At 72.9% G+C, this 12,122-nt stretch carries 12 protein-coding genes; 9 read left to right on the top strand and 3 right to left on the bottom strand.

Annotated features, from left to right (window positions below):
• Positions 1-21: 21 nt before the first annotated feature.
• The 8 genes from ACFWRO_RS00905 (at position 22) to ACFWRO_RS00870 (ending at position 8,127) form a co-directional block, all read left to right on the top strand.
• Positions 22-435 (top strand): DUF3151 domain-containing protein, encoded by a 414-nt coding sequence (locus tag ACFWRO_RS00905; protein WP_384503059.1) that lies wholly within the window; start codon positions 22-24, stop codon positions 433-435.
• A 205-nt stretch (positions 436-640) separates the two neighbouring features.
• Positions 641-1,522: a DUF3152 domain-containing protein gene (locus tag ACFWRO_RS00900; protein ID WP_384503057.1), complete on the top strand. Its 882-nt coding sequence runs from the start codon at positions 641-643 to the stop codon at positions 1,520-1,522.
• A gap of 111 nt (positions 1,523-1,633) precedes the next feature.
• Complete coding sequence (locus tag ACFWRO_RS00895) at positions 1,634-2,482, top strand: tryptophan 2,3-dioxygenase family protein (protein ID WP_384503055.1); 849 nt, start codon at positions 1,634-1,636, stop codon at positions 2,480-2,482.
• A complete protein-coding gene (gene kynU / locus ACFWRO_RS00890) occupies positions 2,475-3,737 on the top strand; it encodes a kynureninase (RefSeq protein ID WP_384503054.1) in 1,263 nt (420 codons plus the stop codon). Before ACFWRO_RS00895 ends, kynU begins: the two co-directional genes overlap by 8 nt.
• Before the next feature lie 103 nt (positions 3,738-3,840).
• The gene (locus ACFWRO_RS00885; RefSeq protein ID WP_384503052.1) at positions 3,841-4,710 is read left to right on the top strand and encodes an alpha/beta hydrolase; all 870 of its coding nucleotides are present in this window, start codon (positions 3,841-3,843) and stop codon (positions 4,708-4,710) included.
• Between the two features lie 134 nt (positions 4,711-4,844).
• Positions 4,845-6,191: a sensor histidine kinase gene (locus ACFWRO_RS00880; protein WP_384503050.1), complete on the top strand. Its 1,347-nt coding sequence runs from the start codon at positions 4,845-4,847 to the stop codon at positions 6,189-6,191.
• Positions 6,188-6,847 carry a response regulator gene (locus ACFWRO_RS00875; protein WP_384503049.1) on the top strand — a complete coding sequence of 220 codons (660 nt, stop codon included), beginning with the start codon at positions 6,188-6,190 and terminating at the stop codon, positions 6,845-6,847. Before ACFWRO_RS00880 ends, ACFWRO_RS00875 begins: the two co-directional genes overlap by 4 nt.
• 77 nt (positions 6,848-6,924) lie before the next feature.
• On the top strand, positions 6,925-8,127 hold the full coding sequence (locus ACFWRO_RS00870) for a cytochrome P450 (protein WP_384503047.1): 1,203 nt from the start codon (positions 6,925-6,927) through the stop codon (positions 8,125-8,127).
• A gap of 39 nt (positions 8,128-8,166) precedes the next feature.
• On the opposite strand, the gene ACFWRO_RS00865 is transcribed toward ACFWRO_RS00870, so the two are convergent.
• Positions 8,167-9,744 (bottom strand): ABC transporter permease, encoded by a 1,578-nt coding sequence (locus tag ACFWRO_RS00865; RefSeq protein WP_384503045.1) that lies wholly within the window; start codon positions 9,742-9,744, stop codon positions 8,167-8,169.
• Positions 9,741-10,640 carry an ATP-binding cassette domain-containing protein gene (locus ACFWRO_RS00860; RefSeq protein WP_384503044.1) on the bottom strand — a complete coding sequence of 300 codons (900 nt, stop codon included), beginning with the start codon at positions 10,638-10,640 and terminating at the stop codon, positions 9,741-9,743. Before ACFWRO_RS00860 ends, ACFWRO_RS00865 begins: the two co-directional genes overlap by 4 nt.
• Positions 10,641-10,702: 62 nt before the next feature.
• Between ACFWRO_RS00860 and ACFWRO_RS00855 the strand changes: the two genes are divergently transcribed.
• Positions 10,703-11,206: a GbsR/MarR family transcriptional regulator gene (locus ACFWRO_RS00855; protein ID WP_384503043.1), complete on the top strand. Its 504-nt coding sequence runs from the start codon at positions 10,703-10,705 to the stop codon at positions 11,204-11,206.
• A 69-nt stretch (positions 11,207-11,275) separates the two neighbouring features.
• Here ACFWRO_RS00855 and ACFWRO_RS00850 read toward each other — a convergent pair whose 3' ends face one another.
• Positions 11,276-12,088, bottom strand: coding sequence for a diacylglycerol kinase (locus ACFWRO_RS00850; protein WP_384503042.1), 813 nt, complete (start codon positions 12,086-12,088; stop codon positions 11,276-11,278).
• Positions 12,089-12,122 lie beyond the last annotated feature (34 nt).

Raw genomic sequence — 12,122 nt, 5'->3', positions numbered from 1 at the left:
CCGCTGAGGCAGACTTGGCCCATGGCCATCCACGAGAACCTCCTGGGGGGACCCGCCCCCACCCACCTGCCCGACGACCCGGAGCCGCGCGAGCTGCTCGCGGCCGGCACGGCGCCGACGGACGTCGCCGCGAAGTACCCGACGTCCTCGCTGGCCTGGGCCCAGCTCGCCGACGAGGCGTACGAGGGCGGCCGCGTCGTCGAGTCGTACGCGTACGCCCGCACCGGCTACCACCGCGGCCTGGACGCGCTGCGGCGCAGCGGCTGGAAGGGCCACGGCCCGGTGCCGTGGGAGCACGAGCCGAACCGCGGCTTCCTGCGCGCCCTGCACGCGCTCGCGCGCGCGGCCGGGGAGATCGGCGAGAAGGACGAGTACGAGCGCTGCTCGACCTTCCTGCGGGACTCCTCGGAGACGGCCGCCGAGACCCTCGGCTGACACACGACGTACGACAGACCAACGCACGTGCAACGCACGAACAACGCACGTACGACGCGCCGCGCGGCCCCTGTCGCGCGGCGCGTTTCGTTCGATGGTGTTCGAAGAGGCCGGTACGATCCTTCGGACCGTTGTACCGAGAGCAGCCGGCGCAGAGGCCCCACCCTCTTCCCCCCAACCGGCCGACGCAGGGGAGAAGTCTGTCTTGGGCAAGCGCGCCGCCGCACCCACCGGCCGGGGACGACGTCAGAGTCGCCGACGACGGCGAAGCCCCCTAGGCCGCCTCGCCCTTCCGGCCCTCGCGCTCGTCACGCTCGCCCTCGGCGGCGGCGCCGCCCTCGCCCACTACAACGGCACGGGGGACACCGGCCCCACCGACGCCGACGCCAAGGCCGCCGGGAGCCGGACGCCGGAGCCGACCACGGCGGCCCCCACGACCCCCAAGGCCACGACCCCGACCCCGGCGCCGACCACCGCCAAGCCGAAGCCGCCGCCCAAACCGAAGCCCAAGCCGAAGGTGCCCGAGAGCGGCCCCGGCACGTTCGAGGCGGCCGGGTCCTCCGGCGCGCCCGTCGGCACCGGCGGCACCCTGCGCCGCTACCGCGTCCAGGTCGAGGACGGCATCGACGTCTCAGCCGCCGAGGCCGCCGCCGAGATCGAGCGGATCCTGGCCCACCCGCGCGGCTGGGCCGCGCACGGCCGGGGCCGGTTCCAGCTGGTCACCGAGAACGCCGACTTCGTCATCCGGATCGCCACCCCGAAGACCGCCGACCGGCTCTGTCTCGCCGTGGGCCTCAACACCCACGGGGAGCTGAACTGCGAGACCACCCAGGGCGTCGTGGTGAACCTGAAGCGCTGGCTGCTCGGCTCGCCGACCTTCACGGGGACCCCCGCCGAGTACCGGCATCTGATCATCAACCACGAGGTCGGGCACGAGATCGGCATCCGGACGCACATGACCTGTTCGGGTGCGGGGAAGCTCGCGCCGGTGATGATGCAGCAGATCAAGGGGCTCAAGGGCTGTCGTTCGAACGCATATCCGTATGACGAAGACGGGAGCTACATCGAGGGTCCGATCGTGCCATGATGCGCATGGGACCGCGCGCGACGAAGCGGGCGGCCCGAGGGGACCGGGGCTCCACTTCTCTCACGGAAGGAGCGGACCGCTACCCGGTAGTTGCGTATCGAGGAGACAGAAATGTCCACCTTCCCCGATGCCTCCGGAGCCGGATCGGTCGACGCGCCGAACCTCGACTTCGCGGGCACGACGCCGTACGAGGACTACGTACAGGCGGACGTACTCACCCACCTCCAGCACCTCCGCTCCGACGACCCGGGCGAGATGGTCTTCCTGGTCACCACCCAGGTCATGGAGCTGTGGTTCACCGTCATCGTGCACGAGTGGGAGACCGCGAGCCGCGCCGTGCGCGAGGACCGCATCCCCGTCGCGATGGACGCGCTCAAGCGCTCCGTGCGCGAGCTGGAGGCCCTGAACCACTCCTGGCGGCCGCTGGCCCAGCTCACCCCCGGGCAGTTCAACTCCTACCGCGCCGCCCTCGGCGAGGGCTCCGGCTTCCAGTCGGCGATGTACCGCCGGATGGAGTTCCTGCTCGGCGAGAAGTCCGCGTCGATGCTGGTGCCGCACCGCGGGGCGCCCCGGGTCCACGCCGAGCTGGAGAAGGCCCTCCAGGAGCCCAGCCTGTACGACGAGGTCCTCAGGCTCCTCGCCCGGCGCGGGCTGCCCGTGCCGCAGGCCGTGCTCGACCGGGACCTGGCGAAGAAGTACGAGCCGTCGCCCGAGATCGAGAAGGTCTGGGCCGGCATATACGCGGACCCCGACCAGAACACCGAACTCGTCCGCCTGGGCGAGGCCCTCAGCGACGTCGCCGAACTGGTCTGGCGCTGGCGCAACGACCACCTCGTCGCCACCCGTCGGGCCATGGGCTCCAAGACGGGCACCGGCGGCTCGGCGGGCGTGGCGTGGCTGGAGAAGCGGGCGCAGAAGAACGTGTTCCCCGAGCTGTGGACGGCGCGCAGCCATGTCTGAGACCTTGCGCGAGAACGCGCTGCTCCGGGACACCCACGACCCGCTGGCCAAGCTCCGCGGCAAGTTCGTCCTGGACGAGGAGACGGTCTACCTCGACGGCAACTCGCTGGGCGCCCTGCCCGCGCACGTGCCCGACCGGATGGCCGACGTCATCACCCGCGAGTGGGGCCGGCTGCGCATCCGCTCCTGGGACGAGAGCGGCTGGTGGACCGCGCCCGAGCGGATCGGCGACCGGATCGCCCCGCTCGTCGGCGCCGCCCCGGGCCGGATCGTGGTCTCCGACTCGACCAGCGTGAACGTCTTCAAGGCGGTCGTCGCGGCCACCCGGCTGAGCACGGACGACCGGGACGAGATCCTCGTCGACGCGACGACGTTTCCCACGGACGGGTACATCGCGGAGTCCGCGGCGCGGATGACCGGCCGCCGGATCGTGCCGGTCGCGCCCGCGGACCTCGCGGACGCGGCGGGCCCGCGCACGGCCGCCGCGCTCGTCAACCACGTGGACTTCCGGACGGGTCGCCTCCACGACCTGCCCGGGACCACGGCCGCGCTGCACGCGGCGGGCGCCCTCGCGATCTGGGACCTGTGCCACAGCGCGGGCGCGCTCCCCGTCGGCCTGGACGAGCACGGGGTCGACCTGGCGGTCGGCTGCACGTACAAGTACCTCAACGGCGGCCCCGGTTCGCCCGCGTATCTGTACGTCGCCGAGCGGCACCAGGCGGCCTTCGACTCCCCGCTGCCCGGCTGGAACTCGCACGCCGACCCGTTCGGGATGACCCCGGGCTACGCGGCGGCCGAGGGCGCGGCGCGGGGCCGGGTCGGTACGCCCGACATCCTGTCCATGCTGGCCCTGGAGTCGGCCCTCGATGTCTGGGACGGCGTCGCCGTCGAGGACGTCCGGGCCAAGTCCCTCGCCCTGACGGACTTCTTCGAGGAGTGCGTGGCGGCGTACGTGCCGGCCGGCCGGGTCGCGTCCCTGACGCCCCGGGCGCACAGCGAGCGCGGCAGCCAGGTCGCGCTGCGGTGCGCCGAGGCCCCCGCCGTCATGGCGGAGTTGATCCGGCGCGGGGTGGTGGGCGACCTGCGCCGCCCGGACGTGCTCCGGTTCGGCTTCACTCCGCTGTACGTCGGCTTCGCGGACGCGGAGCGGGCGGCGCGGATCCTGGCGGAGGTCCTGGCCGAGATCCCGGCGGAAGCGCCGGCTCCGCAGGCGTCAGAGGTACGGAGGGAAGCCGCTCCAGACCTCGACAGCTGAGGTCGGACGGTCGGATGATCGCTTGATCTGTGGGGGCGTCAGTGCTGATACGGTCCCCGCAGGTCAGGCCAATTCGGCCCCGTCCCCGAGAGGTTGGAACAGCATGCCGGACCCCGCCGCGCGCGACGCCGCCGAAGAAGCGTCGGCGTTCTCGCACCCGGCCGTCGCCCCGGACGCGTCCGCAGCGTACGGCGATCACCCCGACCAGGTCGTCGACTTCTACGCGCCGCGCGACGGCCGACAGCAGGCGCCGCTCGTCGTCGCGCTGCACGGTGGTGCCTGGCGGGCGCCGTACGACCGGCAGCACCTCACCCCGTTCGTGGACTTTCTGGCCCGCCGGGGGTTCGCCGTCGCCAACGTCGAGTACCGGCGCGGCGGCACCATCCCCCGGCAGGGCGGTACGGGCCCGGTCGCAGGGCGCTGGCCGGACACCTTCGACGACGTGGCCGCCGCCCTGGACGCCGTACCGAAGCTGGCGGCCGAGCACCTGCCGCAGGCCGACCCGCGGCGGATCGTGCTCACCGGCCACTCCGCCGGCGGCCACCTCGCCCTCTGGGCGGCCGCCCGGCACGTCCTCGCCCCCGACGCGCCCTGGCGGCTGCCCGCGGCGCCCGCGCTGCGCGGGGTGGTGGCGCTCGCCCCCATCGCGCACTTCGACCGGGCCGTGGAGCTCGGCGTGTGCGGCGGGGCGGTGACCGAACTCCTGGGCGGCGAGGGCGAGTTCGACGTACGGGCCCGGCACGCCGACCCGGCCCTGCTGCTGCCGACCGGGATCGCGACCGTGGTCGTCCAGGGCCGCGACGACGTCGTCGTCCCGCAGGCCGTGGCCGACGCCTACGTGGAGGCGGCGGCGAAGGCGGGCGAGACGGTCGGCCTGACGCTCCTCCCGGACGTCGGCCACTTCCCCCTGATCGACCCGGCGGCCGACGCCTGCGCGGTGGTGGCGGAGGAGATCGCCCAGCTCGCGTACTGAGCACGCGGGGCGCGCACGGTCGCGCGGGGCGGCGCGGGGCCGGGCGCAGGGCCGGCGCGGGGCCCGTACAGGCGCCACGCAGGGCCGTGCGGGGCCGTGTAGTACCTGGGACGGACGCGGGAGGATCCGCCGTCATGGTGACGACCGCGTCCGGCGCCCCCCGTACCGTTGCCGACGTGACAGAAACCCGTGAAACGAGCCGTGCCCCCGAGTTCCGCCTGGCCCAGGGCGCGCTCGGCGGGCTGCGCCAAGACCTCTTCCAGAACGCCTTCGAGTACCGGCTGCTGCCCCCGATGGGCGTCGACGGACCGGTGATGCGGCGCCTGCCGGAGCGGATACGCAACAAGGCCCGCTGGACCCCGCACGCGATCGTCGTCGGCTTCGCGTTCATCCTCTTCGCGGTGGGGACCACCGTCACCTCCGGCAACGACCTCTTCGTCCTCGCCTTCGCGGGGCTGCCCGCCCTGGTCGTGCTGCTGACCCTGGTCCGCCCGGTCCTCGCGTTCTGGGCGTCCCTCGCCGTCACGCCCTTCGTCACCGTCCTCGGCTCGTACGGCGACGGCTGGCCGTGGGGCCCGACCTCGGGCACGGCCCACGTGGTGGTCATGATCGTGGTGGCCGCCCGCACCCGGCCCCGTACCGCCGCCTGGATGTGGGCGGTCTCCGCCGCCTACGCCTTCTTCGCCACCGGCCTCTTCGCCCGGGGCACAGGACCCGACGCCTTCGCGGTCCTCTTCCCCTCCGCGCTCGCGCTGCTCGTCGTGACCGTCTTCCAGGTCCGCCGCCAGGCCACGCAGGAGGTCACCGCCCAGCAGTCGGTCACGGCCGTGGAGCGCTCCAAGCGGACCCTCCTCGAAGAGCGCACCACCATCGCCCGCGAGCTCCACGACGTCGTCGCCCACCACATGTCGGTGGTCGCCATCCAGGCCGAGGCCGCGCCCTACCGGGTCGAGAACCCGCCGCCGGAGCTGGAGCAGGCCTTCGTCACCATCCGCGAGAACGCGGTGGCCGCCCTGACCGAGCTGCGCCGCGTCCTCGGAGTCGTACGGGCCGAGGACTACGAGGCCCCCGACGCCCCGCAGCCCACCCTCGGCGACCTCGACGGGCTCGTCGGCAACGTCCGCGAGGCCGGGCTCGACGTCGAGAAGACCGTGACCGGCTCGGTCCGGGAGCTGCCCCAGGGCGTGGAGCTCTCGGCGTACCGGATCATCCAGGAGGCGCTCTCCAACGTGCTGCGGCACGCGCCGGGCGCGGCGGCCAAGGTGGAGGTCTCGTACGTCCTCGGCGGCCTCGGCCTGCGGATCGTCAACGGTCCCGCGCGCGGCCTGGTGAAGCCCTCCCCGGGGGCCGGTCACGGCCTCACCGGGATGCGCGAGCGGGTGACGATGCTGAACGGTGAGATGACGGCCGAACCGACCGAGGACGGCGGTTTCGAGGTCACGGCGTTCGTCCCCGTGACGCGTGAGGAGACGGACCAGTGATCCGGGTACTGATCGTCGACGACCAGATGATGGTCCGCGAGGGCTTCTCGGTGCTGCTCGGCGCGATGCCGGACATCGAGGTCGTCGGCGAGGCCGTCAACGGACGCGAGGCGATCGCCCAGGTCGCGGCGCTGCGCCCGGACGTCGTCCTGATGGACATCCGTATGCCGGAGCTGAACGGCATCGAGGCGACCCGCGAGATCGTCGCGGCGGACGCCGACGCGAAGGTGCTCGTCCTGACGACCTTCGACCTCGACGAGTACGTGTACCAGGCGCTGCGCGCCGGGGCCTCCGGCTTCCTCCTGAAGGACGCCTCGGCCCGGCAACTGGCCGACGGCGTACGGGTCGTGGCGGCCGGCGAGGCGCTGCTCGCGCCGACCGTGACGAAGCGGCTGATCACCGAGTTCGCGCGGGCGGCGGAGGCACCGAAGGTGCCGGCGATGGCGCAGATCGGCGAGCTGACCGAGCGGGAGACGGAGGTCCTGGTGCTGATCGCGCAGGGCCTGTCGAACGCGGAGATCGCCGACCATCTGGTGGTCGCCGAGTCGACGATCAAGACGCATGTGAGCCGGATCCTGGTGAAGCTGGGGCTGCGCGACCGGACGCAGGCGGCGGTCTTCGCGTACGAGGCGAGACTGGTGCAGGTCGGCGGCTAGGCCCGGGCAGCTCGCAGGCCAGGACCTGTGCGGGTCGAGGGGTAGGAACGGTGCAGGTGGGCGGGTAGGTTCCGGCCATGGACGCTTCCTTCGACCCCTGGTCGCCGGGGTTCATCGCGGACCCGTACCCCGCCTACGCCGAGCTGCGGGCGGCCGGCCGGGCGCACTGGTACGGCCCGACCCGGCAGTGGCTGATCCCGCACTACGAGGACGTCTCGGCGCTGCTGCGCGACCGGCGCCTCGGCCGCACGTACACGCACCGCTTCACGCACGAGGAGTTCGGGCGTACGGCCCCGTCGGCCGCGCACGAGCCGTTCCACACGCTCAACGACCACGGGCTGCTCGACCTGGAGGCGGCGGACCACACGCGGATCCGCCGTCTCGTGTCGAAGGCGTTCACCCCGCGCACCGTGGAGAACCTGGCGCCGACGGTACGGAGGCTCGCGGCGGAGCAGGTCGGCGGCCTGGTGGCGCGGGGCGGCGGCGACCTCCTCGCCGATGTCGCCGAACCCCTGCCCGTCGCCGTGATCGCGGAGATGCTCGGGATTCCGGAGGAGGACGAGGAGCGGCGGATGCTGCGGCCGTGGTCGGCCGACATCTGCGGGATGTTCGAGCTGAACCCCTCGGAGGAGACGGCCCGGCGGGCGGTGCGGGCCTCGCTCGACTTCTCGGCGTACCTGCGGGAGCTGATCGCGCGGCGCCGGAAGGACCCGGGCGAGGACCTGATCTCGGCCCTCGTGGGGGTCGAGGAGCTCACCGAGCAGGAGATGGTCTCCACGTGCGTGCTGCTCCTGAACGCGGGGCACGAGGCGACGGTCAACACGACCGTGAACGGCTGGTGGACGCTCCTGCGCCACCCGGAGCAGCTGGCCGCGCTGCGCGCGGACCCGGCCGGACTGTTGTCCACAGCTGTGGAGGAGATCCTCCGCTACGACACGCCTCTGCAGATGTTCGAGCGCTGGGTCCTCGACGACATCGAGGTCGGTGACGTCAGGATCCCGCGCGGCTCGGAGGTCGCGCTCCTCTTCGGCTCCGCCAACCGCGACCCGGCCCGCTTCGCCGACCCGGACGTCCTCGACCTCTCCCGTACGGACAACCCGCACATCACGTTCGGGGCGGGGATCCACTACTGCCTGGGCGCCCCGCTGGCCCGCCTGGAGCTGACGACCCTCTTCGCGGAGCTCCTCGAGCAGGCCCCGACCCTCCGCCTGGCGGCGGAACCCGAGTGGAACCCGGGGTACGTCATCAGGGGCGTACCGGAGCTTCTGGTGGAGCTGTAGGAAGCAGGGAGGGCCCCGTTTCCGGGGCCCTCCTTGGTTTCACGCGGTGATCAGGTCCCGCTGCCGCAGGCGCCACAGGCCCGTCGCCGTCAGGGCCGCCGCCACGACCGTCAGGGTCAGGACGGGCCCCCAGGCCATCTCCTGGCCCGGCAGCTTCGGCAGGTGGCCGAAGGGCGACAGGTTCAGCACCGCCTGGGGCAGGTCCAGCGCCGGGCCGATCCAGCCGAGCGCCAGGGACAGGCCCGCCACGCCCCACCCCGCCACGGCCGCCTTCGGGAAGGCGCCCCACAGCAGGACCGCGAGACCCGCCAGGGTCCAGATCGCGGGGAGCTGGGCCAGCGAGGCGCCCAGGATCGGGCCGAGGTCCCGGCCGTACGAGAGGTACAGGCCGAGGCCGCTCAGGAGCATGATCAGGGCCGCCCCCGCGAAGGCGATCACCAGGTGGCCGGCCGCCCAGGCGACCCGGCCCACGGCGTTGGCCAGGATCGGCTCCGCCCGCCCCGAGGTCTCCTCGCCGTGCGGCCGCAGCACCGAACCGACCGCGTACAGCGCGGCGATCATCCCGAACATGCCGATCATCGTCGCGAGGAAGGCGTCGGTCAGACCGCTCTGACCGCCCATCCGCTCGAAGATCTCCCGCGCCTGCTCGTTGTCGCCGACGATGTCGGCCGCCCCCGAGACCATCCCGCCGAAGATCAGGCCGCCGAGCAGGAAGCCGAGCGACCAGCCGAGCACGGTGCCGCGCTGAAGCCGCCAGGCCAGCGCCCCGGCCGTGGCGAGGCGCCCCTCCGCCGGGCCCGGCCGGGTCGGCAGGAAGCTCATGCCCACATCGCGCCTGCTCGCCAGCTCGTACGCCACCGCCGTCTGGACGAGCACGGCCACGGCGATCAGGAGCAGCACCCACCAGCGCTCGCCGGCGAAGGCGCGGACGTTCTCCGCCCAGCCGATCGGGGAGAGCCACGTCAGGACCGACGAACCGTCGGCCGTACCCGAGTCGCCCGCCGCGCGCAGCACGAAGGCGAGACCGAGGACGGCGGAGGTCAGGCCCTTCGCGAGCCGCGCGCTCTCCGTCAGCTGGGCGACGATCGCGGCCATCGTGGCGAAGAGCATGCCCGTGCCGCCCACCGCGAGACCGAGCGCGAGCGCCCCGCCCGCCCCCTGCCCCGCGAGCCCGGCCGTGATCACGAGCGCGACGCCCGCGTTGGCGAGCAGCGCCGCGAGCAGCGCGGCGGTCAGCGGGGCGCGGCGGCCCACCACGGCGGAGGAGAGCATCTCCTGACGCCCCGTCTCCTCCTCTTCCCTGGTGTGCCGTACGACGATGATCAGGCTCATCACGGCGGCGAGCACGGCCGCGAAGGTGCCGAAGCGCCAGGCCACGAGCCCGCCGAGGGAGTCGTCGAAGACCGGCCCGTACAGCGAGCGCATCGAGCTGTTGGCGGTCATCGACGCGGCCAGCTCGGAGCGGGCCTCCTGGGTCCCGTAGAGGCCCTTCAGGGAGCCGACGCCGCTGGCGACCATGCCGCCCGTGACGAGGACCCAGATCGGCATCATCAGCCGGTCGCGGCGCAGCGCGAGCCGGGTGAGCGGGCGGGTGCCCGCGAGAGTCAGGGTGCTCATCGCGCGGTCGCCTCATCGGTGGCGTAGTGCCGGAGGAAGAGCTCCTCCAGGGTGGGCGGGGTGCTGGTCAGCGAGCGCACACCGGACTGGGTCAGCGAGCGCAGCACCGCGTCGAGCTTGTCGGTGTCGACCTGGAGCCGGACGCGGAGGCCTTGGACGTCGAGGTCGTGGACGCCGGGGAGGTGGGCGAGCCCGTTGGGCGCGCCGGCGAGCTCGGCGGTGACGCTCGTACGGGTGAGGTGGCGCAGCTCGGCGAGCGAACCGCTCTCCACCGTCTGCCCCTTGCGGATGATGCTGACCCGGTCGCAGAGGGTCTCGACCTCGCTGAGGATGTGCGAGGAGAGCAGGATCGTGCGGCCGCGCTCCCGCTCCTCGGCCACGCAGCGCTGGAAGACCTCCTCCATCAGGGGGTCGAGGCCGCTGGTGGGCTCGTCGAGGATGAGCAGGTCGACGTCGGAGGCGAAGGCGGCGACGAGGGCGACCTTCTGGCGGTTGCCCTTGGAGTAGGTCCGGCCCTTCTTCGTCGGGTCGAGCTCGAACCGCTCGGTCAGATCGGCCCGCCGAGCCTTGTCGAGTCCTCCGCGCAGCCGTCCGTAGAGGTCGATGACCTCGCCGCCGGAGAGGTTGCGCCAGAGCGTCACGTCACCGGGGACGTACGCGATCCTGCGGTGCAGCTCGACGGCGTCGCGCCACGGGTCCTTGCCGAGGAGCTGGGCGGCGCCGGAGTCGGCGCGCAGCAGCCCGAGGAGGACCCGGATGGTCGTGGACTTCCCGGAGCCGTTCGGGCCGAGGAAGCCGTGGACCTCACCGGTCTCGACCGTGAGGTCGAGGCCGTCCAGCGCGTGGGTACGGCCGAAGGACTTGTGCAGTCCGGCCACCGTGATTGCCTTCGTCATGCTTCAGAACGTACGTTACTTTCACAAACTTGTGAAGTTAACGAAGCGTATAAAGTTGGGGGATGAGCGAGATGACGACGACCAGCGCGGGCGACGATGCGGCCGTGTCCCGATTCGTGGAGCGCTTCGCCGCCGAACTCACCGAAGCGGGCATGCAGCGCATGGCGGCCAGGGTCTTCGCGGCCCTGCTCGCCTCCGACACCGCGTCGATGACCTCCGCGGAACTCGCCGACCAGCTCCAGATCAGCCCGGCGGCCGTCTCCGGCGCGATCCGCTACCTCAGCCAGGTCGGCATGGTCAGCCGCGAACGCGAACCCGGCTCGCGCCGCGACCGCTACGTCCTCCACAACGAGGTCTGGTACGAGACCATGACCCGCCGCGACGCCATCCTGACCCGCTGGGAGAAGGTCCTCAGGGACGGCTCGGAGATCCTCGGCACGGACACGGCGGCGGGCCGCAGGACGGCGGAGACGGCGGAGTTCTTCGAGTTCCTCCAGAGCGAGATGCTGAGCATGCTGGACCGCTGGCGGGTGCGGAAGGCGGCGAAGGGCGGCCAGGAGGCCTGACGGCTGACGCCCGACGCCCGACGCCCGACGCCTGGCGCCTGACGACTCAGGCCTTCGGGCGCTGACGACTCAGGCCTTTGCGTTCGGCAGCGTCAGCCCCCACGCCCCCTCCCGTACCGTCCATGTCCGCCTGCGGACCGGGCCCGAGATCACGGTGTCCGCGCGGTAGCGGAAGTCCGGGCCCGAGACCGTCAGGGTGTGGGCGTCGGCGTGGACGGGCGGCGCGGACGGCGGCTGGATCGTGATCGAGGCCAGGCCCGCGAGGGACCGTACGCTCACGCCCTCCACCGGCGCGCCCACATCGCTGAGCAGCACCCCGTCCGCCTCCACCCGCAGCCGGTGGACGCGCGGCGCGATGTGCGTCGGGTCCGGGCGGACCAGCGTGCGGACCAGGGAACGGCAGGTGTCCCAGACGGTCGGCGGGGCGGGCGCCGGCACGGTCGGGCCACGCCCGGCCGGGATGCTCAGGTCGCCGAGCACGACGCCGTCGCTGTCGTCGACGAGCAGGTCGAGCCGGCGCGGCACCCCGTCGAGCACCGCCCGCGCCGCCGCGACCGTGCCGGGCGGCACGCCGAGGGCGTACGCCACTTCCAGCGAGCCCGGCGCGCCGATCGGCACGAGCGACAGCGCCGCGCCCGCGAGCTCACGCTCGCGGTGCAGCAGCGTCACCGTGCGTAGCAGCGTGCGGTCGTCGCCGACCACCACCGGGCGCCGTGAGCCGCGCCGGGCAAGGGCCCGGGAGAACTCCTCCGGGCTGTCCGGAAGGCAGATTTTCGCCTCTGCCCCCGCACACAACACATCTTTCGCGATCCGTACGGACTCGCCGTCATTCCGGCGGGCGACCGGGTCGATGACCACCAGCAGCTGGTCGTGAGCCGACACCTCGGTCCTTCCTCGGGTAGCATCTTTGTGCAAG

The organism is Streptomyces sp. NPDC058579, assembly GCF_042718575.1.
In the GTDB taxonomy this organism is placed as follows: domain Bacteria; phylum Actinomycetota; class Actinomycetes; order Streptomycetales; family Streptomycetaceae; genus Streptomyces.
This window is presented reverse-complemented; position numbering and strand designations above follow the sequence as displayed.